Raw genomic sequence first — 25,526 nt, forward strand, 5'->3', positions numbered from 1 at the left:
AGCCTAATAGTTGAATATACAGAGGAGTAGAAGCATTCATGCGAATTTCAGCTAGAGCGTTCGTAACTTTAGCTTCTCATGTTTTTCTACTCTTTTCTTCTCTCTGTCTGCTTTTGAGCCACTTGTGTCAGGCAGTCAGGATTAGAAGTATTGGGGACATCTATAAATGGAACCAAGGATAATAAATTGCTGGTTGTCTCTGCCAGCAGATTATAGAAGTAAAAAGTAGGGTGAGCAATGCTCACGGAGCAAATTTAGCCAGAGCAAGGGAATCTAGATGATTATAATCGATCGAGTAAATTGGGCAACAGACGAAGATTGGGTGAGATCGGCTGCCAATCTAGAAGCCGAAACCGGAGTAGATATTCTGATTGGCGCAGATTTGGGAAATAATTTAGATTTTGCTGGCAAAATTTTTTCCAGTCAGATCGATGTCAATCGTTTGGCTGCGCTTCTGCAAGAAGGTTTCACAGATTTGTTAACCCCAGAAGAATTGATAACACTAGTAACTGAAACTCATATCTATATTAGGAACCGAGTCTATCGATTAAAGTTCGAGCGTTCTCAAATCTAGCTGGTTAGTTTTATAGGTGAAGGTGCAGGGATTTAACTCGATCTTGTCAAAAATTTTAATATGGAACCAGTTATTCCCATCGAGTGGTTCGATCGATCGGCTGTGAGTGTTGCACCAGCATTAATCGGCTGTACATTAGTGCGTCAACTTCTCGACGGTACGCAATTACGCGGGCTGATTGTCGAGACAGAGGCTTATCAAGAGGGAGATCCGGCTTGTCATGCCTATCGCAAACAAACCAAACGCAATCAAATCATGTTTGGTGCGCCAGGATATGTGTATGTGTATTTGATTTATGGGATGTATCACTGTATGAATGTGGTAACCGATCGAGTGGGTGCGCCCAGTGCGGTGCTGATTCGGGCACTGGAGCTAGCACCAGCGACGTTGAGTACTATTTTGCTCAAACCCAAGGAGAAGCCCGTCCGAGCCGCCGCAGGGCCAGGGAAGCTCTGTCTGGCGATGCAAATCGATCTGGCTCTGTATGGGACAAAGCTCGAACAGGGGCAAGCGATGTGGGTGGAGCAGCGATCTCCAGACTGGCAAGCCCAGCTAGATACAGGCACGATCGCACTCACCCAAACCACGCGCATTGGCTTGACACAGGGGATCGAATTGCCGTGGCGATGGTATCTCACTGGTTGTAATGCTGTCTCAAAACTCGATCGAGCCATCGTCAGCTAGCGATTTGGAAATCCGATCGCTCCGGTACTAAATTTGGGTAATTTAACTGTAGAAGTGTCCCTGTCTTTATCGATACCTCGCCAGGGTTGGGTTTAACAAATTAGCTACCATTCGATCGAGATATTTATGTATCAAAAAATGCTGGTGTGTGCATTGGTAATCTGCTCCGCAATCTTGCCTGCGAGGGCGGGTAATGAAAATCGGGATGATGTCTTTACATCGCAAGATCTCGCGCTGGTGGTGGCTGAAGCCAAGTCTTGGCAAGGTACTCGTTATCAATATGGTGGTAAAGATAAAAATGGGGTGGACTGTTCCCATTTTGTTTATGCTGTCTACAGTAGTGTGTTTGATGGCTATGACTATCGGATGGCGGATGACTACTTGCGCGACGGGGATTTCTCCCTTACCAAATCCCCGATTGTGGGGGATGTAATTGTGTTTGCTGCTGCGGGGGGAGCATCTGCACATATTGGAATTATCACTGACGTTCGCGCCCGCAAGTTTATCGGTGCTCAGTCTACTACTGGTGTGAAGGAAACCAGCTTTGCACCTGGTAGTTATTGGGGCAAGCGTCCCTATAAAATATTGTCTTTATTACCTGCGGGCTAGGGGGTAAAGTGAAGATCGAAATCTCAGTCCGCGATCGCGAAGCGTCTCGAAGAGAAGGCGGACTTTGCACCCCGTTCGCGGAGCGTCTGCCTTGCAGATCGGCGATTTCCATCACTGTGCGATGGTAACCGTCATCATCGGTGGTTGTGTTGATGTCCGATCGAGCTGTACGCTAGTAGAGATATCAGTTGCTACGGTTTCATGTCACAATTACCCACCACTCTCGAAGAATCGATCGCCTTGGCTCAGGCTGCGACAATGGCAGCGATTGCCGATGGACACCAACGGATTACAGTCGAGATTTTGATTCCCGAACTCAAGTCGATGGGTTGGGCACGACAATTTATCGAAGCATTTAGCGATCGTGGGAATACGCTCAAGGTATTATTGCCCGATACTGGTGCCGCCGCTCTAGCCAAGCGAGATTGGCAAGATATTAATTTTAAGATCGACGATCTGGGCAATAGTCGATCGCCGATCGAGGCTAAAATTCAAGCTGAAGACCAGTTATTTATCGCGATCGAACCATCGGCAATCGAAGTCGCTCAAGTCGAAAAATTGTGTATTGCCGCAGGCGATCGTCCGGTGATATTATTTTTACCAAAACTCGAAGATGCCGCGATCGTCGGCATCGGTTATGCAGCTCGACAATTGCGCGATCGATTCATGACGACGCTGACCTGTGCCTACTATATCAAACCCCTGGAAACATCCGCCATCTACCGCTGTTATCCAGCTCAATGGCAGGTGTGGGTAGAACAAGGTGATGAGTATGCCCTCATCGCCGAACGCCCTCAGAAGCCCGTTGGCGATGAGCTAGACGAGATTTTGACTCCCTCGACTACCAATCCTGGCGATCCCGCCACTCCTGCCAAATCAGTCGGGATCTTTGCTAGTTTGGGTCGCTTTTTACGGACTTTGAGTAGATAATTTCGATAGCTACCTATTTTTTACCTGCGACTGAAGTCGCCGCTGATGATGCGAAGTCCGCCTTCGCGGACTAATACATTCAGTGCGCGAATCGCTTCGCGCACGCCTTTGTTCCCCGACGGAAAGCGCGAATCAAGACAGGCGGACTTGGCAACATTAGCCACGATTAAAATCGTCGGCGTTTTCTGGAGGTAGCAAGTTGGGTTAGTTATTCAACCTTTACTTTCTGGAGACTGACTAATAACTCCTGCAATCGATCCAGTCGTTGGGCTGCTTGTCCATACCGCCAAGCCGTATACGCTTGAGAGATTTCCGTCACGATCGTACTAGTGTCAGTCGCATGAGTATCTCTAATCATTTGGGCGTATTCTAGCGGTGTTTGGGCTGGCTGCTTGGAGCTGCCACGATCGCGTAGTTGAGCGAGCATTTGTTGATAGACGCGCTCTACTGGTGATAGTTTTTTTAACCATTGGCGATGTCGCCATTTGCCCAATTGTTGCCATCCCCACCAACCGCAAAAGGCGATCGAAATCGCGATCGCACTACCGCTAAATATCCCCAACCACCCCTGACTAAATAAACTGAAAAACCCACCAATACCCACCGCTAACCAGCCGAGCGCGAGCGACCAAATATATGCTAGCCAAGCGGTGACGGGCGAAGGTAGCCAGCTAGCCACCCAGTTCCAAAGTTGCCCGAGCGTACTAAAAGTTTGGTCTTCATCCACACCTGGCGGGGTCAAGGGGTGCCCAGGAATCGGATCGAAAGCAAACCAACCATATTTAGGGAAATAGACCTCTGTCAGGGCATGTGCATCGGTATTGGAAACTTCATAGTATCCGGTGAAGGGGTTGAATTTGCCAGGATCGAAGCCGACAACTAAGCGCGCGGGAATCCCGATCGAGCGTAGCATCATTGTATAAGTAGTCGCAAAGTGGTCGCCATAACCACCTGGTTGGCAACTAGTCGATTTGCCCTCACAGCGGAAGAGAAACCAGCTTGCCAAGTCGCCGCCATCTGGAACGCGATCGAGTGCGATTGGGTCTTGGGGCAGACGATAATGTTGTTTGAGATATTGGGCGAGGTACAGCGATTTTGCGTAGTTGGATGTGAGTGGTTGGCTCTGCTGACTGACTTGCTGTTGGGCAGCTTTAGCAACTACATCTTGAGTGAATTTTTGCAACTTAGCCGAGATTGGCGCGGGGATTTGGAGATAATAATCAGTGATGGTTTTGGGATAGTCGGTACTAGCTCGATCGAGGAGTTGACGATCGCGAAACCGGACTTGAGACACGACACTATAGGTCAAACCTTGCTGCAAACCGACAGGCGATCGGATACTACCTTCTTTATCGATCGCAATTTCGGAAGTGGGAAAATATAACTGATGGATGGTGGACATCCCTGGAATGATATTTGGCAACTCTTCTAAGGCTGTATAGCTTTGAATCACCTGCTTGCTGGGCATATTCGAGGCAGGGTGGGTGAGGGTAAATTTGGCATCCCAATCCAAGCGATGCACCTTCCGCGTTTGCGAGTTCCGTGAAATTTCCCAGCCTTGCCCAGTATAGCGATCGAATGCCAACGCCTGCCAAAATCCTGGAGCTTGGGAACGTACCCGCATCACTAGTTTGGGCTTCATCGCACCGCGTAGATTTTGGTCGATTTGCGAGTTAAACCCATAATAAAAATTATCATCTAATTTCCCGTCATTCTGACCATTGGCACCTTTACCATCGATCTGTTGACCTGTCCCATTTCCCCCTTTACCCTGACGCTGATAGCCAGGGTTGATGATACCGCGCATATCTACCTGCTGCCGTTGATACTGCATCGGCGCACTCACGGGGAGCGAACCTTGGTAGCCTGGAAAGCGTGGCATCAGTGCAAAAATAACTAAACCGATCGCTAGTACTACACCCAATAATTGCCCCAGTCGTCGCCACGGTAGCCCAATTTTGGTAATCTGGGTAGGACTGGTAATGATTAATGGTGCCAGAGCTAAACGCGATCGATAATCGAGAAATAAGACCGGAATCGCGATCGTCAGAAACAATAACAATAACGGTGCAAAAGCCAGAGTCTGACTCAGAGTACCAGCGACGCTAATTAAGATTAACCCGATCGTCATTGAATAGCCCAAATCCTTGCGTCGCGGCAGATCGAAAGTATGAATCACCTGCATCTGTACCAATAACTCTGCCAAAACTAGCCGCGTATCATTGAGACTCCCGACTAGATTCGAGACAAAATAACCCAATGCCGCTACCATCGCCAATGCTAACCCAAATTTTGCCCCGATATTGCGATCGTGACGATGATACCAACTCCAAGTAGCACCGACAATACTCAGCGGGATCGCCCACAAACTCAGATTAGTCTCCGCCGCTACATCAGTGGCAATAATTCCGACTACTACCATTGATTGCACCAATACTCGCAGGAGCAGTGATTCCTCTGGTGCAGTTGTGGGCATCATTGCCATCTGCTGGCGAATGCGCGTCAAGATCGGACTCGATCGCTGTTGAGTGTTGGTGGGCATAATCAAAGTATGAGCGACAATTATCTCTACCCCCGCACGACTTGCTACCAGTTATCGTTGGTGCAGCCGATCTAGACATCGCTACTGGGTGGTAGTGGGGCAAGTGGGATCTTGATAAGTATAGGGTTCCCAGATTCTGCCTCAGTTGTTTCATAGTCCTCAACTTCTGCCTCCCACGGAAACAATGGCGGACGTTGCTCAATTTGGGCATTGAGCTGTTTTTGAATTAATAATGGTAATCGATCTTCCACGTTCGGCACTCACTCTCAAATTGATTTAGATGTTGGTTGACGATCTGTCAACCCCAGGTAATGCACGGTAACTGGTTAAATCTGCGTCTTAGTTTGAATATACACCTCCGCTATCCTCAAATCAGGACAGTCCTGACTGACGATCGCCGCTAAATCTGTCCGGTTTTCGCTAGCATATTAGTGTTGTGGTGCTTTTTTTGTTTGAGTCTGACCCTCAATCATCGATATCATGAAGATCGTTAGTAGTCCCGCTCGATCCACACTCCCTACTGGTGCCCTATCTCGCTTGCACCATCTCGCGCTAAATGTGGCAAATATGGCAGCCTCCCGCCACTTTTACGGCAAGATCTTGGGACTGCACGAACTCACAGGTGTGGAAGTACCTAGCAGCCTGATGGAATTAGTCCGACAGGGACGAGTCGCCAACTTTAGTCTCCCCGATGGTACTATTCTCGATCTATTTGCCGAACCAGATCTCTCACCACCAGCAGTCGATCCCACGGTACAATTCACCCGCGCCAATCATCTAGCATTTGATATCGCTCCTGACTTATTTGAATTGGCAGTCAAAGTCTTGCGTGACAATGATGTTCACATCGAGGGAGAACCCGTCACCCGATCGACAGGTAGAGGGATTTATTGCTACGATCCAGACGGCTTCATGGTAGAAATTCGCTGCAATTAACTCGGTTGAAACGAACGAATCAACATCGCATCGCCAAATGAATAAAAGCGATAGCGATCCTCAATTGCGATCTGGTATAAATCTAATAATCGTTGCCTCCCGATCGCTGCACTCACCAACATCATCAAACTCGATCCAGGAAGGTGAAAATTGGTAATCAAGCCATCCACCACTCGCCATTGATAACCAGGATAGATAAAGATATTGGTATCGCCGCTGTAAGGCTGCAATTTGCCCGATTGAGCGGCTGTTTCGAGGACGCGGACTGCTGTAGTCCCAACTGCATATACCTTGCCGCCAGCAGCCTTAGTGGCGGCAATCAGCTCGATCGATTCGCTCGATATCTCCAGCCATTCATGGTGCATCTGATGGGTAGTAATATCCGCAGCTTCGACAGGGCGAAAAGTGCCCACACCCACATGCAGAGTTACCTGAGTTTGATGGATACCGCGATCGGTCAAGCGATCGAGCAATGCGGGTGTAAAATGTAATCCAGCCGTAGGTGCCGCTACCGCTCCAGGTATTTTGGCATAAACAGTCTGGTACTGTTCGGGTGTAGATGTACTGGCATTGATATACGGCGGTAACGGTAATTCCCCAAAGTCAGCAAGTATTGAAATTAAGGGAATGTCACTGGGTAAGTCAAATTGTAGCAATCGCCCCCCAGTCAGCTCATCCCTGGCAATAATCGTTGCCGTAATTTGCGAAATCGCCGCCGCAGGATCGCGGGCTGAGAACACAATTTGGGTACCGATTTTGAGCTTACGTCCTGGTTTTACCAATGCCAACCAGCAGTTATGCTGTTGCTCGGAGAGTAGTAAGATCTCAACAGGCGCACCTGTCGTCTTCACACCATAAATTCGCGCCGGAATTACTTGAGTATTATTGAATACGAGCAAATCCCCAGCCGCTAAAAAATCCGCAATCTCATGAAAGTGACGATGTTGGCACCCATTCCCAGGCTCGACTACCAACAATCGCGATCGATCCCTCGGCACCAGCGGAGTCTGCGCGATCAGCTCCTCCGGCAAGTCATAATGATAACTGGCTAATAGTAGGTCTTCATCCGTAATCATCTTACCTAAGTCGAGCGAATATTTACTAATAGTTTAACCCCCTCACCCTACCCTCTACCCTCTGTCTTGATGCGCTGTCTTGACCCAAACACATGCGGAGGGAACCTCCGCGTGATTTGGGTCGCTAAACCCTCGGGGAACCCTACGTATCGCGCATCGCTACCCTCTACCTTCTACCCCATGTCGATCGTCATTTGTCTCGGTGAAGTCCTTTTCGATCTCTTAGCCAACGAGAGCGGAGTCAGCAGCGAACATGTCAAATCTTGGACACCGCTACCTGGTGGCGCACCTGCAAATGTCGCCTGTGCGCTGGTAAAAATGGGCGATCGATCGCGCATGATCGGCTGTGTGGGTAACGATGAAGCTGGCGGACAATTGGCAGCGAAACTAGCAACTGAAGGCGTCGATATTACTGGACTTCAACACCACCCTACAGCCCCTACCCGCCAAGTTCAGGTACTCAGAACTACTGATGGCGATCGCATATTTGGCGGTTTCGGCGATATCCCTACGGATGAATTTGCCGATGCCCGACTTAGCAAAGTCCCCAACTCGTTATTTGTCGGTGCAGACTTTTTGCTACTGGGGACATTAGCTTTGGCTTATCCTGATAGTGCTGCTAGCACCTGGCAAGCCGTGAAATTGGCCCAGGCAGAGGGGGTAAAAATCATGGTAGATATCAACTGGCGACCAACTTTTTGGACAGATCCAGCAATTGCTATTCCCAAGATTAAATCTCTACTACAACAAGCCGATTATGTCAAGTTTGCCCGCGAGGAGGCAGAACTCATCTATGCTGAAACATTCCCGCAATCTTTGTGTACATATTTACCTAAAGCCCTAGGAATTTTCGTGACAGATGGTGGCAAAATCTGTGAGTATTGGCTGGATGGTAACAGCGGACAGCAGTCAGCTTTTAGCGTCACCGCGATCGATACTACAGGTGCTGGCGATGCTTTTGTCGCTGGGTTATTGCATCAACTAGGAGCGGGGAAAAAATCTGGTACCGAAATAGTTAGGTATGCGGCTGCTGCTGGAGCTTTGACGACTCGCCAAGCTGGTGCGATCGATGCTCAACCTACTCACACCGAAATCATCCAGTTTCTACAGAGATCGGGTGGTGAGTAAAGTAGATGTAGTACCCGACGATCCCCAATCATAAATATCTACTTGTGCCAGATGTGAGTCGATCGGTGCTATCGACATTTCCAGGCGATCGGTAGTGCCGAATTATGATTTACTAGTTGAGTTTCTCGATTTAAAATTTCCTCAACTTGATGATAAATCTCCTGTGCTTCTACTAAAGAATTACCGATACTTGTCAGCCCCACTTTACCAAATTCAGATAACGATCCCATGAGATGAAAGACAGTGCCTGTCTCGGTACTAGTATCAAAATGCAAGCGATGATGAGCGATAATATCCATCAAATCGGTAGGCAACAGACCGCGATACTGCGATCGGTGTAGATTGTCCGAAGCCACATAGTATTTGGGCTGACCCTGTTGACTATAAAATAAACCATCCTCTAGGTGATAATAACCATTCGTGAGCAATTTGAGCGTCATAAATGGATGAGTAGTCCCACCCTTTCGGAGATTGATTTCGATCGCTTCTAGATCCCAACTGCCATCCGCATTCGGCACCGCAATAAAGTCCACCCCGAACCGTTCGATCGCTCCTTTGGCAGCGAGATTTTTACCAATTGCCAATCCCAACTCTTGAAGTTGTAAGCGATAGTTTTCCGCTGCTGGGAATTGACAACCGAGGAAAATTTGCCCGTCAGGGCCACCCAAAATCTGATCGTGAGTAGAGAGGATTTCGACAGTTCCTAGCGGTGTGATGCACCCCTGAACGCTGGGGGACTCTTTGATTTCACCTTCAACAAAAGCTTCCACGATCGCCCCGAGATGACTGATTTTAGTTTGGAAGTTCGTCCAGGTTTCATTGTTACCTTGAAAACTCAGATCTGGAAATGCTTGATAAATTGTCTCAACTCGCTCGGCATGAGTAGACGGATTGCCCAAGGGACGCAGATCGAGGATCGCATTGCCTTCACCCGAAAAGCCTTCATTTAATTTGACAACCAACCGTTGTAGGTGCGATTGTCGCTCCCACAGCTCTGCCGCCACTACTGCCAAATCGCGATCTGTAAATACAAGCTGGCTACCATCGGGATGGGGAATCCCACATTCGGCAAAAATCTGCCGACTGCCTGCTTTGGTGCCCCAGTAAAGTAAATCTGGATCGAGCGCATACAGCGGCGTGTCCAATTTGAGAGCCAAATCGCGTTCGATCGCTGTCGAATTATAACAGTACATCACCGATCGATCTGGTCGCAAAGATCGCTTAATTCGATCGAGTAAGCGCGGACGATCGAGAATTTTTTGGCTCAAGGGTTGAAGTGAATAATCATCAGTTGAAAATAATAATAGCCGTTCGCGGGCATGTGAAAAAGGAATACCTGGTAATAACTGCAAATAATAATCGATCGCGATCGGAGCTAACGGTACGGATGTCACATAAATCAGTCGCGTCCGTGGATTTGACAACCGCATCAACGCAAATAACAACCGCTCTTCATAATGAATACACCCTTCCACCTTGATGAGTTCACCTCGATCCAAACTCAACGATGGTACGACTAAAATATCGAGATCGCTATTCATTTGAGCATCAAAACTACGCCACACGCTGGGTAAGCGTGACTGCAATTTTTGAAATTCGTCATGTTTCGATCGAGACTTATCACCACCTAGCATCAGGTTAGATATCCAGTTAATTAAACAGTTGACAGTTGATAGTTGACAGTTGACAGCGATTTGCTAAACCTTGAGCAGAGCCGAGGTTTAGCGCGATCGAGACAGTGAGGTTTTTAGGGTCGGGATTTGAACCCCTGGATTTTGTTAAAAAATGATTCACACATAGTTCGATTGATGAAGCGAGACATTTTTCAATGCAGCCCAGCACATTAGATTTCCACCCTTATTCCTAAGCTGTCAACTGTCAACTATCTGCTTGTCTTGTCTCGCTGCTTGGTGCAACACATGCACCAGGGTTCCTCCGCGTGAACAGCATCCGCAAACCCTCGGCAGAGCCTACGTATCGCGAGCCGCTGGTGCAACACATGCGCCAGGTATCCTCCGCCTGAACAGCATCCGCAACTGTCAACTAAATTTACGCCTTCCCAAACCGACGATGACGTTGTTGATAATTGAGCAAAGCTTGATGAAATGCCCGCCTGTCAAAGTCTGGCCATAATGTATCCGTAACATAAATTTCAGCATACGCCAATTGCCATAACAAAAAGTTACTAATTCGCATCTCACCACTAGTCCGAATTAACAAATCGGGATCGGGCAAATTGGCAGTATCTAAATGCTCAGAAAGCAAATTTTCGTCAATATCAGCAACTTCGATCTCCCCCGCTCGAACTTGAGTGGCAATCGTCTGACAAGCTCTGACAATCTCCTGTCTACCACCATAATTAATCGCGACTGTAAAGCGGACGCCTTGATTGTGTTGAGTCGCAGTTTTGGCTCGATCGATCGCCCGATAGAGGGAGGGGCTGAGGTGTGCCAAGTCACCAACTACCTCCAATTTGACACCTTCAAGTACCATTTCTGCAAGTTCTGCCTGAAATAAATTCTCAAATAAAGTCATCAAAAAATCTACCTCCTCCATCGATCTGCCCCAATTTTCAGTCGAAAAAGCATAGACAGTCAACGCCCCAATCCCCCAATCCTTGCAGCAGCGGAGGAGATCCTTGAGTGCAGCCGCACCGCGCTTGTGCCCCATCATCCGCGGCAATCCTCGCTGTTTTGCCCATCTGCCATTCCCATCCATGATCGCGGCTACATGTTGGGGTAGCTGAGTGCCATCTAAATCGGTAGGTAGTTCGATGAGACTGGTCGTATTGGGAGTCATCTAAGAAGTTGTAAGTGATGAGTTATGAATTATGAATTGCGAACGGAGGTAAATTCATAGATCATTTGTTTTCAGGCAATTGTAGCAAACGACGCATCAGCTTGATGCTGCGAGTACTGAATTTGCGTCCCCAGATCCGTAAACTTGGCTGCCCCGATTCACGTTCGCTAGTCGGAGCGAACCGGAGTTCCAACAGCTCCTTCAGTTTACTGCTAGTTAGGGGGCGATCGAGTATTCCCGACTCAGCGAGGGAAATCGATCCCGTTTCTTCGGAGACGACGATACAGACGCAATTGTTCGTGCGTTCGGTGATCCCCATTGCGGCGCGATGCCTAGTACCCAACTGTCTCGAAGCCGCCCGTTCGGAGAGTGGTAAAATCACGCCTGCGGAGATGACGCGATCGCCGCGAATAAACACCGCACCATCGTGTAGTAAGGTCGTGTTTTGAAAGATGGTTTGGATCAGTTCCTTGGATAACTGAGCATCTAATTTTACCCCTGGTACGGCAAAATCGCGCTCATCCATCAGCTCATTGGTTTCGAGGATCATCAATGCGCCAGTGCGTTGCTGGGATAGCTCCTTGACAGCATCGACGATCCGATCGAGCGAGCGATCGGCATCAATACTGACTCGTCGCGTCGAACGCAGTGACGGCAATAGATTCCCCCGTCCCAACTGCTCTAAAAAGCGACGAAATTCCGACTGGAAGGCAACTGACATCGCCAGCGCAGCTCCAATGACCAATTTGTCCAAGACAAAGCTCAACAGCCGCAATTGCAGCCGCTGACCGACCTCTGCCACAATTACCAGCACAATTAACCCTCGTACCATCCAGAGTGTGCGGCGATCTCTGACCGCTAGCAACACTAGAAAAGTGAGGGCAATTACCAATCCTAAATCGACACTTTGACGTAACCAGGATTCAGTAAAGTGGGAATCAAACCCCAGACCCAAAGTCATTGGCAACTTATCCACTACAACCAATCCCTAGATTCTATGCCACATTGGAGTCGATCGACAATCAATCTACGGGAGTATTTCCCCGCCACGCACAATTGGATCGAGTATTCACTAGCCGATCCTAGAATTTGCCGATCTTAGCGATGTGAGATCCGGCGACCTGTTTTGGCAATCTTCCCCACCTCCAAAAATGGCTGTGATATGATCGGAGTCAACCCCTTCACACGATCGAGCAGTAAGTTTGCGCCTCAGTCTACGAGCATATTCCAGCCACCTTTAAGGATGACTAGCGGCTATATTCCAATCGGGGCAATGTTAATTTGAGGGGGGCATCATCACGGTGTCTGGAGCAATGACTAGCGGGTATATTTTAATCGGGGCAATCTTAATTTTGGGGGGCATCATCGCGGTGTCTGGAGATCGGATCGGCACGCGGGTGGGTAAGGCAAGACTGTCATTATTCAAACTCCGGCCGCGTCAGACAGCTACACTGGTAACAATTTTCGCAGGGACACTGATCTCAGCCTCCGTACTCACACTGATTTTTGGAGCCAGCGAACAACTCCGAATTGGCGTGTTCGATCTCCAAAAGATTCAACGCAAACTCGCTGATACTAGAGAAAATCTCGCCCGCACGTTGGCGCAAAAAGATCGCGTCCAGCAAGAACTAGAAGTTGCCCGCACCGAGCAGCTAGCCGCAAAAAATCTCCTCTCAGGTATCGATAACTCCCTCAAAGATGAGGTGCTCAAACAATCAGTTGCCTCACAGAATTTTCAAAATACCAAACAGCAGCTCGCATCCGTCGCCACTCAGCGAAACGATCTCGTCCGATCGGTCACGGAAATTGTTCGTCAGCGCGGCGATTTGACCGCTCAACAGCGCGTCATCGCCACTCAGGTAGGTGAGATTCAATCCCAAATCGAGCTGCTCGAACCAACGATATTGCCGCTCCAGCAACAAGCGATCGCGCTTACTAGCAAGCGATCGCAGCTTCAACACCGACTCAATACCATCACGGCAAACCCCAACTTGGCGAGTCAGATTCGCCGTCTCCATACCGATGAGCACAATCTCAGACAACTAGCACGAGAGTTGCAACAGCGGACTACAAATTTGGCGAATCTGGAAGCACAGCGACAAGCCCAACAAACAGAATTGTCCAACCTCAAGACTCAGCTCGAGCAACTCGATCGCAAATTAGTAGTTCGTCAAGCACAACTCAAAGAAAAAGACAAACAACACCAACAGTTAGAACGTGAATTTCAAACTCGTGCCCTGCAATTAAAATTGAGAGATCGACAGCTCAAAAAAATTGAGTTGAAAATCAAAACCGATCGCCAAGGATTGGACTCAATCGAACGAGAAGTCAATAATATCGAGCAAGAGTATCGCAAGATTCGGCAAGGGAATGTAGGGATTCTGCGCGATCGAGTTTTGGCAAGTACTATTGTCAAAGCCAACAGTCCCGATGTGACTAAACAGCTCGATCGGCTGGTAGAGCAAGCTAATCTCAATGCACTCCGAGCGATCGACCCTGACAATAACACCAAACAACAGCTCATCGAGTTGGCACCCCAGCAATTAACCCAACTCAAACGCCAAATTGCCAATCGCCGCAATAACTATGTAGTTAGAATTTTTTCGACAGGTAATTATGTCGTCGGCGACAAAAATATTCAAGTATTTATCGATGCCATCCCCGATCGCCAACTCTTCGAGCGAGGTGCCAAAATTGCCACGGTTAGTATCGATCCGACCACGATGAATGAAGAACAAATTCGCCAACAACTCAATATTTTACTAGTAACTTCTCAACTGCGGGCGAGACGGGCGGGCATCTTGGATGACAAGCCACAAGTTGGCGATGGACAACTCGCTACCTACGTTCAATTTTTAGATCGAGTCAAAGCCCAAAAAAAACCGACCGAAATCAGTGCGATTGTCGATCGGGATACTTATACATTAGGGCCGCTTGTAATTAAATTGCAAGCGATCGACCGGAGCAAGGTATTATTTAATACTTACTCAAATGCCTCAATCAAGCGATCGAGTGTACATTGATACACTGACATCATCCGCTTGAGTTGAGAAGGAACTAGTTTTGGTTGAGAGCGTTTTTGCTCCCAATTATCGATCGTCCTTACGCTCAATCCCAATTCGATCGCTAGTTGTATTTTTGTCAATCCAGCTCCTTCCCGTAAGTGCATCGGCGTGACGCTCCGACAACTATGACTAGCAATCGGCTGAAGCTGAAGCTGGGAATGAGTTTTGTCTGGTTTTAAGACATATACTTTTGCTAACTTTTGCCCGTATTTTTGCCGTTCGATCGCTACTTTTTGACTAGCGATCGAGTTTTTTAGACAAATTTGGAGCATCGAAACGGGACGATTTAACCGATCGGCTAGCTCCTTGATGGTGAGACCATCAGGGTGCTGACTTATCAACTCTAGGAGTCGATCTGTGGTAGTGATACTCGGGAAATTGGGGGTTATTTCGACGATTGCCAAAGTTAAGGTTTCCTAACTCATCGCCTAACAGCTTATCATCTTTAGTTAAAATTAAAGGATGTGATAAATACGATATTTTTAGAGCTGAAGTCAATTTTTTGTGACGAGGTTATGTCCGTTTTTCCACCCTTGACAATGGCGATCGGTTCGGATATTGTTGATAGACACTATCCGAGCACTAGCATGAGAACGAGTGCTGTAGTGACCGCGACTTCGATCTCTCGTCAGCTCGATCGGCATTGGCAACACTTAGTTACTCCAAATATTGCAAATTTATGCCTCAATTCTGGATTGCGATCTTTTTCATTGTGCTAGCGATCGCGCAGTTATTTCAGTCAATTAAGGATCTCGATCTCCCTTTTCCAGTTTATTTAATCTTGGGTGCTGTCCTAGCGATCGCGTCCAATTCCGCAGGCAAGTTGTCATTTAGTCTCCCAAAAACAGTAACAATCTCAGAAATCAAACAGCCAAATCCAGTCTTAACTTCAGCGCAATCCCCGCTCGTCACCGCTACACCCGCGCGCGATCTCACTCCTACCGCACCGATGGCGATCGTCAGCAAGTCGGCGCAAACATAGCAACTGCCAAAGTGGTGAAGACACGTCAGATCCCCGACTTCTGGGAGAAGTCGGGGATCTGACGTGTCCTATACTTCTCGTTTAAGAACTGCTAGCGACTGAAGTCGCCGCTAGTGACGCAAAGTCCGCCTACGCGAACTAACTAGTTTTTAGATTAACCGAGCAGTATTGCTATCACTGTAACTTCAAAAACTTTTCCAAAGCGGACACCATATTTGGTGGCCAGCGGCGGGTATTTTTGACCCAATCGAGATCCTTATAGCGACTATCCAAGCCAATTACCGCCACCCAATTACTTTCAGCTTCACCCCGCTGTCCATCTTGCCACAGAGCAGCACTGAGCGCGGCGCGAACATCTGGAAAATCCCGATATTTCCTGACAATATTTTTCATATTGCGAATCGCGTCAGCAGTTTCACCCTGCTGATACAAAGCTAAAGCGTAATTAGCCCGTGCAAAGGCAAAGTCCGGCGCGATGGCTGACGCCTTGAGATAGTTGTCGATCGCCATCTGCCACTCGCCCAAACCGCCATAAGCATTACCCAAATTGTTGTACGCCATCGCATCTTGGGGATCGATCGACAGGAGTTGCTGATAGTCCGCGATCGCTTCTTGCCATTTTCCCAAACCTTCTAAGGCTGTACCACGATTGAGATAAGCATCGGGATATCCTGGTAATAAATCGATCGATTTATCAAAATCCGCGATCGCTTCCGGCAATTTATTCTGACTGACGCGAGAGTTACCCCGATTGCTCCAGATTGCTGGATTTTGCGGAAATAGATCGAGCAGTTGCGTCCAATACCGTTCCGCTAGGGCAAAATTCCCCTCATTAGTCGCTGTAAAAGCTTGGGTACGCAACTTGTCGCCCAGTTCAAATTGGGCGTCAGTAACAGTGGTAGGTGCTGGCTGCGCCCATCCAGGACTGATTGGAGTCAACACGATTAGCACGATCGCCAAAATACCTACCAACCAACGCCACACCATAAACTTCGCTCTTGATAATTTGCTCTATCTCACTGTAAAGGAATTAGCCAGACAACACAAATGAAAGTGAATCGCGATCTACTGTCTAATCCTCCTTTGTCAATAACACCACAGCATAGGCACAAATCCCCTCCTCCCGTCCGGTAGCATCCAATTGTTCATTAGTAGTCGCTTTGACACCGACTTGCTCTGGTAGCAACTGGAGAGCCGCTGCCAAGCGATGGCGCATGGCGATGATATGTGGCTTGAGCTTGGGACGTTCGGCGACGACAACTGTATCGAGATTGGCAATTTGCCACCCGCGATCGATAATGAGACTATGAACTTGTTTGAGGAGTTCGATACTATCAGCACCCGTCCATTGGGGATCTGTCGGCGGGAAAAAGTGCCCGATATCGCCCAAGCTCAAGGCACCCAACAGCGCATCCATAATCGCATGAGTCAGCACATCGGCGTCACTATGTCCCAATAACCCTAGTTCGTGTTCGAGTCGTACTCCACCCAAAATCAGGGGACGCCCTAAGACAAGCCGATGAATGTCGTAACCATTGCCGATCCTGATGTTCATGAATTCTCAGCGTAATGATGTGTCAAAATATTTAGTACTCGATCGTCATCTTACTTGTTTGTCAGTGACAAATTTAGATCGAACATTGTAAATGGTGGATGGTGAGATCGTCGCAGGATGGTAGGGGTCACTGTCTTGATACCACGTCTAGCGATCGCTATAATTCGATCGAGATTAAACCAGCATATTTTTGGAACGAAATATCGATGGAAATAGCCACCACCACAACAGTAGCAGCGATCGACACGACGATCTCCACTGCGTTGCAGCAGATCGCCACCGACGAACAAATTGTCATCCTCTACGCCTGTGAGTCAGGAAGTCGCGCGTGGGGTTTTCCGTCGCCAGATAGCGATTACGATGTCCGGTTTATTTATCTGCGTCCTTTGTCATGGTATCTATCGATCGACGATCGTCCCGATACGATCGATCTACCTGTGGATTCATTGCTAGATCTTAATGGTTGGGATCTCCGTAAAGCTCTCAAACTATTTAAAGGCTCCAACTCAGTCATCTATGAATGGATTCAGTCACCGATTGTTTATCAAGCGCATAGTCATCTTACTACTCAACTATTGGAACTAGCAAATAGTTATTACGCTCCTCGCGCTGGGATTCATCATTATCTAAACATGACGATCTCCACCTACCGAGAACATCTTCAGTCTGATGTTGTCAAGTTAAAAAAGTATTTTTATGCCCTCCGTCCGATCCTCGCTGCAAAATGGATTGTGACGCGTCAAACGTTTCCCCCAATGGTATTGACGATGTTACTCGAATTGATTAGCGATCGGCAAGATATCTTAGTTGAGATCGATCGCTTATTGACTATTAAATCCACAGCCACCGAAGCCACGATGATTCCAGTTAGCAAGATTTTGAATAATTTTATTAAATTAGAAATCGCAGCGTGTGAGCAAGCTGTCAAACTTATTCCCAAGCATCATGTTGACGCTCTAGCTCTAGATCGATTGTTTCAAAAATATGTGCTGGGTAGTAGCTAGAATTAATTAGGTGGGGAGCAATCTTAAATGAGCCGCTAGGGTTCGTGTAGGGTGTGTTAGGCAGCAGCCTTAACGCACCAATGTCGATACAATGTATCTGATTGAGGATTACTATAGATTGCCTACAACCTAGATGGTAGATTACAGGATATTTTAGATTTAATTACGCCCAGCTATTTATAATGATACCTGTGGTGGATCGCAGCCACCACTCGCTGTGACCGATTACCGATCGACTAAATTTAAACCAATGGATATCAAACGCGGCTTTGTAGAGACAATTGGGAATACACCATTGATTCGGCTCGATAGTTTTAGCGATGCGACAGGATGCGAAATCTTGGGCAAAGCCGAATTTCTCAATCCAGGTGGTTCCGTCAAAGACAGAGCTGCACTATATATCATCGAAGATGCCGAGCGGCGGGGTATGCTTCAGCCAGGTGGTACTGTAGTTGAAGGCACTGCCGGAAATACGGGGATTGGGTTGGCACATATTTGCAACGCTAAGGGGTATAAATGCCTGATTATCATCCCCGAAACTCAGTCGGCAGAAAAAATCGAAGCTCTGCGAACACTAGGCGCAGAAGTCCGCACAGTGCCTGCTGTGCCCTACAAAGATCCGAATAATTATGTGAAATTATCGGGACGAGTAGCCGCCGAGATGGAGAATGCCATCTGGGCAAATCAGTTTGAGAACCTTGCCAATCGGTTGGCACATTATGAGACTACTGGCCCCGAAATCTGGGCGCAGACGGATGGTAAAATTGATGGTTGGGTTGCTTCAACGGGTACGGGCGGTACTTTTGCTGGGGTATCAATGTTTCTCAAAGAGCGGAATCCACAGATTAAAAGTGTCATCGCCGATCCGATGGGCAGTGGCTTATATAGTTATGTAAAAACTGGTAAGATTGCCATCGAAGGCAGTTCGATTACTGAAGGTATTGGTAATAGTCGAGTAACTGGTAATCTAGAAGGTGTGCCAATCGATGATGCGATCCAGATTGACGATCGCGAGTGCATCAAAGTAGTCTATCAACTGCTGCGTCAGGATGGCTTATTTATGGGCGGCTCTGCCGGTATCAATGTAGCGGCGGCGGTAAGATTGGCACAGCACATGGGACCAGGACACACGATTGTGACGATATTATGCGATGGTGGAGCCAGATATCAATCCCGCATTTTTAACCGCGAGTGGCTAGCCACCAAAGGCTTAACAATCGATTGAGCGATCGAATCGACATAGAGCGAATATCATCAACAGCAACTAACTACCCTCTACCCTCTACCCTCGATGATTGAAGTTGTCAGTTGTCTACATGCGGCAATAATCGTCTCAAATCTAGAGCGATCGATCGAGTTTTATAGTAAAATTTTGGGACTCAAACGGGTCGATCGATTGCTCAATTATCCTGGAGCTTGGTATCAAATTGGTAACTTCCAAATCCATCTAATTGAAGATGTAAATTATCACACCAATCGTGAGATCGATCTGATGAAGTCAACTCGCAATCCCCACATCGCGCTAGCAATTCAGGATTTGGATGCCGCCAAACAACAGCTACTTGCAGTCAATTGTGTGGTAAAAATGAGTAATTCTGGTAGAGCCGCACTATTCACCCAAGATCCTGACGGTAATGCGATCGAACTCACCTGGATCGAAATTGGAGCGTAAGATTGCACCGCCGACCAACTGTCAAACTCCCGACGACGATCGTATCAGATCGAGTGGCGGCGAACTATTTTGAGGTTAAAGTCGTCTCAGCTCAAAATCTAAATTAACTACTATGATGGCAGTCCAGGCTCAGACGATCGCCACACTATCGACTCCTCGTTGGCTACCGAAATTAGGTTATCATTCGACTCACTCATGTCACATCTGTGCGATCGGTTGGATGACTAGCTTGGTGATGACTGTGGGCTGGAGTCACAACACATTAGCCCAGCCAAGTATCATCCCATCAACACCAGAGATTTGTGATATCAGCCTGACTTTGCTCAATGCTGCTAATGCCAATGCCAACCCAAATATTGTCACAGCAGATACCGTATCCCCCAAAGGAACGACAGTACCCAGCTTGTGGTGGACGAGCGAACAATTTCCCGCAAAATTGGTGACCAACTGGATCGCCAATCGCAGCCAGAACCAAATTTATGTATTAGTTGATACGCAATATTGGAATATGTACGACTATATCGATCGCTATCGGACGATCGCCAAATTCGGTCGTGTCGCTCGCGATTATGGATACAACCTCAAAATCTGCAACACGCAAAAAATTGCCTTGGCTGAGTATACTTGTGACAATCCTAGTAACCCCACCGCCACACCTAATTCAAGTAAAATCACCAACCAGAATCCCTGTCAAATTTGGTTGAATACCACTGGTCAAACTGGTTTAGGCATGAGTACAAAGTAACCTGTTTTGACCGATCGATCGGCTCAGTCTGATTCTCAAGATCGGACTATTTAGTTTAGCAAAAAGCTATCTAGTTAGTTGTTTGTATCATTCTTTATACTAATAGCCAAGTTTTCTACTGAGTCGATCGCCAACGAGCGACAAATTTGGAAAAAAGCATCAATTAGGTAGTTGATTTTTGGAGAATATGCTGTAATCTAACCATAGGAAGATAAATAGGGTAACTAGAAAGTAGTAAAACTAGCTTTCAATTTCTTCCTAGGTTTTTGACAATCGTTCCCCGATTATCCTTCATCAAAATTCATCATGAAACTACGTTTTGCAATGACTTCTGCCATCAGTGTGGCAGTCCTATCCCAGCTTGCTGCCCCTGCTAGCGCAGCTTCCCTCATCAACGAAAATTTTGGTACTGGTCTTCCAGACACATTCAATATTCCCCCTAGTAGTACTATTGGTGCTTTTACAGTTAGTGCTGGTAACATCGATTTAATCGGTGACGACAACCCTGGGCTTGATTTCTATCCTGGCAATGGTAATTATATCGATCTAAACGGTAGTACGTCAGGTACGATTACATCTACTAGTAGCTTTACATTCGCCAATGGTGGTAGCTTGTCGTTTGACTATGGAACGAACGGATCTCCGACTAGTGCAGATGTATTTCTCGGCACGACTTTACTCGGTGCCTTGACTACTCCTAGTGGTTCATCTTTTACCCCTCAAAGCTTTACCATCGCTAGTGGCGAAAGTGGTGCTTTGAGCTTTGTATCGACCAACGGCGGATTTGGCGGCATCGTGCTGGATAACATTCAGCTCAGCTCTACAGCCGTACCCGAGCCTTTCACTATAATTGGTACTCTCGTAGGTGGCACAGCAGCGATCCGACTCAGAAAAAAACTGAAAGTCGATAGCAACGTATAGATCCCCAATGCCTCATGGCTCGCTCTCAAGATCGAGTCATCTTCATGAAAGATCGAGAAAAGCTGTAGCCTTTCACGATCTTTTTTGTGTGAACCAATGTTGAGATCGGGATTGCCCTTACGAATATAGCGATGATTTCCATCGTAGTGCTGTCCGATCCCCGTCTAGATAGACGCTTATCACCAGAGCGTCCCCACTATCCCAATCGCTCTATTATGATCGCTAGCAGCAATTCATGGCAGGCTCGATCGGATCTACATTGGGTAGAAATGGGATTGCTTGGAGGCACGATCTCCATCAGCTTACGGCACGATTGGCAAGTGGCACATGAGGAGCGATCGCGATGACCTACTTCGAGCGCAGTCAACGCCAACGACAGCAAAAATCACAAGAAAGAATTTCATCATGGTTACTTTCCGTAAATCTTGGGCAATCTATAAATAGAGGTGTCAATTAGGCAACTAAAAAAGTAGCAAAGTCAACTTTGTAATGTTGTCCCTAGTTCGATCATCACTACCGCGATCGTCCCTTACCCAGATTTAAAATGAAATTACGTTCTTTAATGGCTGCTGCTTTCGGTGTCGTTGCCCTCGCTCAGTTCGCTACTCCTGCTAGTGCGGTCACCTTAATCGATGAAACTTTTGGTTCTGGCACTTCAGACCAATTTAATATTGGTGTTGGTAATCCTGTAGGATCGGCATTCACAGTTACTGGTGGTAACGTCGATCTAATCGGCGACAATGGCTCATTCAATCTTTTCCCTGGTAATGGTAACTATATCGACCTCAACGGTAATACTTCCGGTACTATTACCTCGATCGGTAGCTTTAGTTTCGCTGCTGGCGATACATTGAATCTGTCCTATGACTATGGCACAAACGGAGCAGGTGGTGGAGCTAATATCTTTTTAGGTACGACTCAAATCGGCGTCTTATCTAATGTTGCCGTTAATTCAGGTTTTTTTCAAGGTAGCTTTAGTTCTACTCAGCCCTTTAGTGGTGCTCTGAGCTTTGTATCCACTACTCCAGGATTTGGCGGTGTCGTGCTTGACAACATCAAGCTCGAACAGACTACTGCTGTACCTGAACCTTTTACCATCATCGGTACTTTGGTTGGTGGCGCGGCTGCGATCCGCACGAGAAAGAAACTCAAAGCGGCTGCTAAAGTTTAGGAAATTAGCTCAAGAGCGGCAATTAATTTTTACGCCTTGCCAGAGATATGACATCAATGACTGGGATCGCCTGCAAAGTAGTGCCTAGCTCTTACCCTCTTGGCGGCTCAATGCGATTGCCATCTCAGCATTGATTTCCCAACAAATCTAGATCGAAGCACTGCTACTTGCAGTGCTTTTTTGTGTCAGATCGAGAGTGGTTTGCTACTGGGACGAGTGTTTTCATACCGATTTAATCTTTACCCCACCCAGCCGTCCCTTTACAAGGGGCGGAGCCTATCTGTCATTTGTTCGATTTAATTTGGTATCATCAACACCAAATTGGGTTGACGATCCCCACTATTGTGCTGTATCAAAAATGACATGCAAGACCAAACTATCGCACCACTAAAATTTACTTGTGAGAAATATTAGAGAGATCGACCATAATACGCAATACTAAGGTTGTTAGTTTTTAGATACCCCAGCAAGTCGATCGCTTCGGGGACAACACACCACCCGATCCCGTTCTTGCTCTCCCACCTGTGGGCACTTGACACAACTCTTAGAAAGCATGAAACAACAGGCTTTTTTCAAACGCATCTCCCTCTCATCACCAGCTTTTTTACTACTAGTCCTAGGTGTCGCGATCGTCGCCGTCCATCTGACTCTCACCTTCAAAGTTAGTGGTTCCGATCGTCAAATCACCAGTGTGCTGTTTTGGCTGACGGCGGCTTATCTGCTCTGGGAGCGACAGGACAAACTAGAGTTCCAAACTGGCCCTGTCGCTAGTTTGGTCGGCGCGCTGTTACTGGCAGTATTACTGATCAAGAGTACTGGCTACTGCGAGGAGTCTTTTTTGGTCGCCTACCCATTTTTTGCAGGTATCGCTCTAGCGTTGGTTGCTGCTGGCTTTCGGGGCTTGCGGGAATATTGGCGCGAACTCGTGCTCCTATTCTTTTTGGGAATACCCGAAGTGCTGCTTGCCAAGCTCACCGATCCTTCACCACTTACCGCTCAGTTTGCCAGTTCGTTGCTGTGGTATTCCGGCTTTAATGTAAGCCTCAAGGGGATCTATATCCATCTCCCAGGGGGCAGTGTCCAAGTCTATAGCGGCTGTTCTGGGGTCGTGGCAATGACTCAATTACTGGGAATGTCGATTTTATTTCTGATGCTGTTACCCTTGCCTTGGAAATGGTTTCAAAAGTTGGTTTTGCCTGTCGCGGCGATCGCGATCGGGTTTATTGTCAACGCGCTCCGAGTGGCACTGATGGCTATTCTTGTTGCTCAAAAACAGATGGCAGCTTTTGATTATTGGCACGCTGGTTCGGGTTCGCTGGTATTTTCGGTCATCGGCACATTTTTACTAGTTATTCTGTTGAAGATCTTAATCGAGGTATTTATGCCAGGACTACCCCAACCGGAGGAAGTAGAATGACAATCGCTATTGCCAGTTTTGCGCGTCAATCGCTACTACTCCTCCTCTGTGGGGGTGCGCTCGGTGTCCTGGGCAATGCCCTCATCAATAACCCGACCAAATCCAGTCTGAGCGCACCTGCTGCCTTTGACTTTCCCGCGCAAGTGCCGTTGCCAGGCGGACAGATCGCAGTCGGCAAGCCACTAGCCCCGCATACCTTTAAGGATGGGATGGTGGCGACTGGGAAGTCTTATCGCTATCCACACACTCCCCAACCGATCGATCTGGAGATCCGTTACATCACTGATGGTGTCGCCAATCGACCGACGATGGATGCGATGCTGCCAGTATTTACCAAAGTTCCGGCGACGGTATTGCTGCCATCGACGCTCAAAGAGCAATCTGGTTTGGGGTTCTATAGTTTATTTATCCATCAGAAAACTGCTTATTTTGGCACCTGTATCAGTCCGCAAGGGATGACAACGGTGACTGGAGATCAGTTTCATGCCAACAGCAATCCCAACCCACTCACCAATGGCATCCCATTCGCTCGATTGGTACCGTGGTTATTGGGCAAACAGACACTCAGAGATAGTCGCTGTCTATGGACGCTCCTATCTGCTCCGATCGATCCGGCGACACCTGATGCTACGATGAAAACGTTAGAAACAGTGGGTGTGAACTGGATTCGCTGGTGGCAGTTACATTTCCCCGCAGCATAAGATCCCCAGCCAATGAAAATTAACAAACACTGTGCCAAGACCTATTTCAGCAGGTGCCAGAGTGCTGGCATCGGGCTTTTTGCTCCACCATCGAGCTGGAAATTGGCAGATCTGGAGCCGATCTCAGCTCACCATCCCCACTAAACTTTCTCTATTCCGATCGAATTTAAAGGTGCTATTTCATGACTCCCGTTCTAGTTTTATTTCGTGTTGTTGGTTATGGGCTGTTAGTATTGACATTATTTGATGTCATCGTCGCCTTCATCCCGCTACAACTGAGCAACCCAGGTTGGCAGTTTCAAACTGCTGGCGGTTTTGTGGAGCGTTCTGCTGTGCCACTGATTGGCTTTATTCTAGTTTTTTATGAAAATCAAGATTCTCGCAAAAAAAGAGAGCTGCTGATTCTCAAACTATTGTCTTGGCTTGCCTTGGTAGCTGGGGTGTTTTATTTTGCGTTGGTAGTCGTCTTTTTTATCACTCCCCCAGCTTTAAACGATCGCAGCCAAGCACAAGTTAGCGCGCAATTCGATCCGCGCATCACTCAAGTCCAACAGATTCAAGCGCAGGTAGGAAAAGCGCAACCTGCACAGCTAGAAGCTCTGATGAAAAATAATCGCGTACCTGCTGGTACAGACCCGCAAGCTTTTAAGGCGAAAGTGCTACAAGAAGCGGCAACAGCCGAGAAGAATTTCAAAGATCAAGCTGCCATTACCAATGGCGGTCAACGACTGGCTTTATTCAAGAACGCAATTAAGTGGGGCTTGGGCGCAATGGTGACGGGCGTTTTATTTATTCGGATTTGGGCAGGAACTGCCTGGGCAAGACAATGACAGTTGATAGTTGACAGTTGACAGTTGACAGTTGACAGTTGACAGTTGACAGTTGACAGTTGACAGTTGACAGTTGATAGTTGCAACATATGTGGAGGTTTCCTCCGCATGTGTTGCAACAAGCAAATTCCTACTCTTTGTTAAATCTAGTAGTTACTGGTGCGATGTCAGCAGACATGGCACTG

At 47.5% G+C, this 25,526-nt stretch carries 27 protein-coding genes; 18 read left to right on the forward strand and 9 right to left on the reverse strand.

Annotated features, from left to right (window positions below):
* The first annotated feature begins 277 nt into the window (after positions 1-277).
* The 4 genes from ACEW9I_RS24040 to ACEW9I_RS24055 all read left to right on the forward strand — a co-directional run bounded on the left by ACEW9I_RS24040 (position 278) and on the right by ACEW9I_RS24055 (position 2,797).
* Positions 278-574: a hypothetical protein gene (locus ACEW9I_RS24040; RefSeq protein ID WP_373542862.1), complete on the forward strand. Its 297-nt coding sequence runs from the start codon at positions 278-280 to the stop codon at positions 572-574.
* Between the two features lie 60 nt (positions 575-634).
* Positions 635-1,258 (forward strand): DNA-3-methyladenine glycosylase, encoded by a 624-nt coding sequence (locus ACEW9I_RS24045; RefSeq protein ID WP_373542863.1) that lies wholly within the window; start codon positions 635-637, stop codon positions 1,256-1,258.
* 126 nt (positions 1,259-1,384) lie between these two features.
* Positions 1,385-1,867: a C40 family peptidase gene (locus ACEW9I_RS24050; RefSeq protein WP_373542864.1), complete on the forward strand. Its 483-nt coding sequence runs from the start codon at positions 1,385-1,387 to the stop codon at positions 1,865-1,867.
* Positions 1,868-2,068: 201 nt separating this feature from the next.
* Complete coding sequence (locus ACEW9I_RS24055) at positions 2,069-2,797, forward strand: DUF1995 family protein (RefSeq protein ID WP_373542865.1); 729 nt, start codon at positions 2,069-2,071, stop codon at positions 2,795-2,797.
* A 208-nt stretch (positions 2,798-3,005) separates the two neighbouring features.
* Here the strand turns inward: ACEW9I_RS24055 and ACEW9I_RS24060 are convergent, their stop codons facing one another.
* Positions 3,006-5,339, reverse strand: coding sequence for a DUF3488 and transglutaminase-like domain-containing protein (locus ACEW9I_RS24060; protein WP_373542866.1), 2,334 nt, complete (start codon positions 5,337-5,339; stop codon positions 3,006-3,008).
* A 71-nt stretch (positions 5,340-5,410) separates the two neighbouring features.
* Positions 5,411-5,599, reverse strand: a complete 189-nt coding sequence (locus ACEW9I_RS24065; RefSeq protein ID WP_373542867.1) for a hypothetical protein — start codon at positions 5,597-5,599, stop codon at positions 5,411-5,413.
* A gap of 220 nt (positions 5,600-5,819) precedes the next feature.
* On the opposite strand from ACEW9I_RS24065, the gene ACEW9I_RS24070 reads away from it, so the two are divergent.
* The gene (locus tag ACEW9I_RS24070; RefSeq protein ID WP_373542868.1) at positions 5,820-6,275 is read left to right on the forward strand and encodes a VOC family protein; all 456 of its coding nucleotides are present in this window, start codon (positions 5,820-5,822) and stop codon (positions 6,273-6,275) included.
* Here the strand turns inward: ACEW9I_RS24070 and queA are convergent.
* Positions 6,272-7,351 carry a tRNA preQ1(34) S-adenosylmethionine ribosyltransferase-isomerase QueA gene (gene queA / locus ACEW9I_RS24075; RefSeq protein WP_373542869.1) on the reverse strand — a complete coding sequence of 360 codons (1,080 nt, stop codon included), beginning with the start codon at positions 7,349-7,351 and terminating at the stop codon, positions 6,272-6,274. The two genes, ACEW9I_RS24070 and queA, sit on opposite strands and share 4 nt — an antisense overlap.
* Before the next feature lie 180 nt (positions 7,352-7,531).
* Here queA and ACEW9I_RS24080 point away from each other — a divergent pair, with 180 nt between their 5' ends.
* Positions 7,532-8,479, forward strand: coding sequence for a carbohydrate kinase (locus ACEW9I_RS24080; protein WP_373542870.1), 948 nt, complete (start codon positions 7,532-7,534; stop codon positions 8,477-8,479).
* Positions 8,480-8,547: 68 nt separating this feature from the next.
* Here ACEW9I_RS24080 and ACEW9I_RS24085 read toward each other — a convergent pair whose 3' ends face one another.
* From ACEW9I_RS24085 to cdaA, 3 genes are all read right to left on the reverse strand, one after another.
* A complete protein-coding gene (locus ACEW9I_RS24085; RefSeq protein WP_373542871.1) occupies positions 8,548-10,113 on the reverse strand; it encodes a peptide ligase PGM1-related protein in 1,566 nt (521 codons plus the stop codon).
* Positions 10,114-10,528: 415 nt separating this feature from the next.
* Entirely contained in the window at positions 10,529-11,278 is a 750-nt protein-coding gene (locus ACEW9I_RS24090; protein ID WP_373542872.1) for an isoprenyl transferase, read from the reverse strand.
* Positions 11,279-11,339: 61 nt separating this feature from the next.
* A complete protein-coding gene (gene cdaA, locus ACEW9I_RS24095) occupies positions 11,340-12,239 on the reverse strand; it encodes a diadenylate cyclase CdaA (protein WP_373542873.1) in 900 nt (299 codons plus the stop codon).
* A gap of 352 nt (positions 12,240-12,591) precedes the next feature.
* Between cdaA and ACEW9I_RS24100 the strand changes: the two genes are divergently transcribed.
* The gene (locus tag ACEW9I_RS24100; protein WP_373542874.1) at positions 12,592-14,301 is read left to right on the forward strand and encodes a DUF3084 domain-containing protein; all 1,710 of its coding nucleotides are present in this window, start codon (positions 12,592-12,594) and stop codon (positions 14,299-14,301) included.
* Here ACEW9I_RS24100 and ACEW9I_RS24105 read toward each other — a convergent pair.
* A complete protein-coding gene (locus ACEW9I_RS24105; protein WP_373542875.1) occupies positions 14,262-14,747 on the reverse strand; it encodes a hypothetical protein in 486 nt (161 codons plus the stop codon). The two genes, ACEW9I_RS24100 and ACEW9I_RS24105, sit on opposite strands and share 40 nt — an antisense overlap.
* A gap of 275 nt (positions 14,748-15,022) precedes the next feature.
* Here ACEW9I_RS24105 and ACEW9I_RS24110 point away from each other — a divergent pair, with 275 nt between their 5' ends.
* Complete coding sequence (locus ACEW9I_RS24110) at positions 15,023-15,325, forward strand: hypothetical protein (protein ID WP_373542876.1); 303 nt, start codon at positions 15,023-15,025, stop codon at positions 15,323-15,325.
* A gap of 174 nt (positions 15,326-15,499) precedes the next feature.
* On the opposite strand, the gene ACEW9I_RS24115 is transcribed toward ACEW9I_RS24110, so the two are convergent.
* Both ACEW9I_RS24115 and ispF read right to left on the reverse strand, forming a co-directional pair.
* Entirely contained in the window at positions 15,500-16,312 is an 813-nt protein-coding gene (locus ACEW9I_RS24115; protein WP_373542877.1) for a tetratricopeptide repeat protein, read from the reverse strand.
* A gap of 85 nt (positions 16,313-16,397) precedes the next feature.
* Positions 16,398-16,880, reverse strand: coding sequence for a 2-C-methyl-D-erythritol 2,4-cyclodiphosphate synthase (ispF, locus tag ACEW9I_RS24120; RefSeq protein WP_373542878.1), 483 nt, complete (start codon positions 16,878-16,880; stop codon positions 16,398-16,400).
* A gap of 98 nt (positions 16,881-16,978) precedes the next feature.
* Between ispF and ACEW9I_RS24125 the strand changes: the two genes are divergently transcribed.
* The 10 genes from ACEW9I_RS24125 to ACEW9I_RS24170 all read left to right on the forward strand — a co-directional run bounded on the left by ACEW9I_RS24125 (position 16,979) and on the right by ACEW9I_RS24170 (position 25,341).
* Positions 16,979-17,884, forward strand: a complete 906-nt coding sequence (locus ACEW9I_RS24125) for a nucleotidyltransferase domain-containing protein (RefSeq protein WP_373542879.1) — start codon at positions 16,979-16,981, stop codon at positions 17,882-17,884.
* 250 nt (positions 17,885-18,134) lie between these two features.
* On the forward strand, positions 18,135-19,109 hold the full coding sequence (locus ACEW9I_RS24130) for a cysteine synthase A (protein WP_373542880.1): 975 nt from the start codon (positions 18,135-18,137) through the stop codon (positions 19,107-19,109).
* Positions 19,110-19,175: 66 nt separating this feature from the next.
* Positions 19,176-19,556: a VOC family protein gene (locus tag ACEW9I_RS24135; RefSeq protein ID WP_373542881.1), complete on the forward strand. Its 381-nt coding sequence runs from the start codon at positions 19,176-19,178 to the stop codon at positions 19,554-19,556.
* A gap of 112 nt (positions 19,557-19,668) precedes the next feature.
* A complete protein-coding gene (locus ACEW9I_RS24140; protein ID WP_373542882.1) occupies positions 19,669-20,301 on the forward strand; it encodes a hypothetical protein in 633 nt (210 codons plus the stop codon).
* Between the two features lie 306 nt (positions 20,302-20,607).
* Positions 20,608-21,222, forward strand: a complete 615-nt coding sequence (locus ACEW9I_RS24145) for a PEP-CTERM sorting domain-containing protein (protein ID WP_373542883.1) — start codon at positions 20,608-20,610, stop codon at positions 21,220-21,222.
* A 131-nt stretch (positions 21,223-21,353) separates the two neighbouring features.
* Positions 21,354-21,569: a hypothetical protein gene (locus ACEW9I_RS24150; RefSeq protein WP_373542884.1), complete on the forward strand. Its 216-nt coding sequence runs from the start codon at positions 21,354-21,356 to the stop codon at positions 21,567-21,569.
* A 197-nt stretch (positions 21,570-21,766) separates the two neighbouring features.
* A complete protein-coding gene (locus ACEW9I_RS24155; RefSeq protein ID WP_373542885.1) occupies positions 21,767-22,393 on the forward strand; it encodes a PEP-CTERM sorting domain-containing protein in 627 nt (208 codons plus the stop codon).
* 532 nt (positions 22,394-22,925) lie between these two features.
* Complete coding sequence (gene crtA, locus ACEW9I_RS24160; RefSeq protein WP_373542886.1) at positions 22,926-23,810, forward strand: cyanoexosortase A; 885 nt, start codon at positions 22,926-22,928, stop codon at positions 23,808-23,810.
* Complete coding sequence (locus ACEW9I_RS24165; RefSeq protein WP_373542887.1) at positions 23,807-24,511, forward strand: cyanoexosortase A system-associated protein; 705 nt, start codon at positions 23,807-23,809, stop codon at positions 24,509-24,511. Before crtA ends, ACEW9I_RS24165 begins: the two co-directional genes overlap by 4 nt.
* A 182-nt stretch (positions 24,512-24,693) precedes the next feature.
* Positions 24,694-25,341: an HpsJ family protein gene (locus tag ACEW9I_RS24170; RefSeq protein ID WP_373542888.1), complete on the forward strand. Its 648-nt coding sequence runs from the start codon at positions 24,694-24,696 to the stop codon at positions 25,339-25,341.
* The last annotated feature ends 185 nt before the right edge of the window (positions 25,342-25,526 follow it).

It is taken from the genome of Chamaesiphon sp., from assembly GCF_041738855.1.
Taxonomy (GTDB): Bacteria; Cyanobacteriota; Cyanobacteriia; order Cyanobacteriales; family Chamaesiphonaceae; genus Chamaesiphon.

Excerpts from the sequence above, each read along its gene's own strand:
- ACEW9I_RS24125 (WP_373542879.1), top strand. The coding sequence starts at position 16,979 with ATGGTGAGATCGTCGCAGGATGGTAGGGGTCACTGTCTTGATACCACG.
- ACEW9I_RS24050 (WP_373542864.1), top strand. The coding sequence starts at position 1,385 with ATGTATCAAAAAATGCTGGTGTGTGCATTGGTAATCTGCTCCGCAATC.
- ACEW9I_RS24170 (WP_373542888.1), top strand. The coding sequence starts at position 24,694 with ATGACTCCCGTTCTAGTTTTATTTCGTGTTGTTGGTTATGGGCTGTTA.
- ACEW9I_RS24115 (WP_373542877.1), bottom strand. The coding sequence starts at position 16,312 with ATGGTGTGGCGTTGGTTGGTAGGTATTTTGGCGATCGTGCTAATCGTG.
- ACEW9I_RS24135 (WP_373542881.1), top strand. The coding sequence starts at position 19,176 with ATGATTGAAGTTGTCAGTTGTCTACATGCGGCAATAATCGTCTCAAAT.
- ACEW9I_RS24060 (WP_373542866.1), bottom strand. The coding sequence starts at position 5,339 with ATGCCCACCAACACTCAACAGCGATCGAGTCCGATCTTGACGCGCATT.
- ispF (WP_373542878.1), bottom strand. The coding sequence starts at position 16,880 with ATGAACATCAGGATCGGCAATGGTTACGACATTCATCGGCTTGTCTTA.
- ACEW9I_RS24110 (WP_373542876.1), top strand. The coding sequence starts at position 15,023 with ATGCCTCAATTCTGGATTGCGATCTTTTTCATTGTGCTAGCGATCGCG.
- ACEW9I_RS24145 (WP_373542883.1), top strand. The coding sequence starts at position 20,608 with ATGAAACTACGTTTTGCAATGACTTCTGCCATCAGTGTGGCAGTCCTA.
- ACEW9I_RS24090 (WP_373542872.1), bottom strand. The coding sequence starts at position 11,278 with ATGACTCCCAATACGACCAGTCTCATCGAACTACCTACCGATTTAGAT.
- ACEW9I_RS24155 (WP_373542885.1), top strand. The coding sequence starts at position 21,767 with ATGAAATTACGTTCTTTAATGGCTGCTGCTTTCGGTGTCGTTGCCCTC.
- ACEW9I_RS24055 (WP_373542865.1), top strand. The coding sequence starts at position 2,069 with ATGTCACAATTACCCACCACTCTCGAAGAATCGATCGCCTTGGCTCAG.
- cdaA (WP_373542873.1), bottom strand. The coding sequence starts at position 12,239 with ATGACTTTGGGTCTGGGGTTTGATTCCCACTTTACTGAATCCTGGTTA.
- ACEW9I_RS24130 (WP_373542880.1), top strand. The coding sequence starts at position 18,135 with ATGGATATCAAACGCGGCTTTGTAGAGACAATTGGGAATACACCATTG.
- ACEW9I_RS24085 (WP_373542871.1), bottom strand. The coding sequence starts at position 10,113 with ATGCTAGGTGGTGATAAGTCTCGATCGAAACATGACGAATTTCAAAAA.
- queA (WP_373542869.1), bottom strand. The coding sequence starts at position 7,351 with ATGATTACGGATGAAGACCTACTATTAGCCAGTTATCATTATGACTTG.
- ACEW9I_RS24140 (WP_373542882.1), top strand. The coding sequence starts at position 19,669 with ATGATGGCAGTCCAGGCTCAGACGATCGCCACACTATCGACTCCTCGT.
- ACEW9I_RS24080 (WP_373542870.1), top strand. The coding sequence starts at position 7,532 with ATGTCGATCGTCATTTGTCTCGGTGAAGTCCTTTTCGATCTCTTAGCC.
- ACEW9I_RS24070 (WP_373542868.1), top strand. The coding sequence starts at position 5,820 with ATGAAGATCGTTAGTAGTCCCGCTCGATCCACACTCCCTACTGGTGCC.
- ACEW9I_RS24165 (WP_373542887.1), top strand. The coding sequence starts at position 23,807 with ATGACAATCGCTATTGCCAGTTTTGCGCGTCAATCGCTACTACTCCTC.
- ACEW9I_RS24045 (WP_373542863.1), top strand. The coding sequence starts at position 635 with ATGGAACCAGTTATTCCCATCGAGTGGTTCGATCGATCGGCTGTGAGT.
- ACEW9I_RS24100 (WP_373542874.1), top strand. The coding sequence starts at position 12,592 with ATGACTAGCGGGTATATTTTAATCGGGGCAATCTTAATTTTGGGGGGC.
- ACEW9I_RS24150 (WP_373542884.1), top strand. The coding sequence starts at position 21,354 with ATGATTTCCATCGTAGTGCTGTCCGATCCCCGTCTAGATAGACGCTTA.
- ACEW9I_RS24040 (WP_373542862.1), top strand. The coding sequence starts at position 278 with ATGATTATAATCGATCGAGTAAATTGGGCAACAGACGAAGATTGGGTG.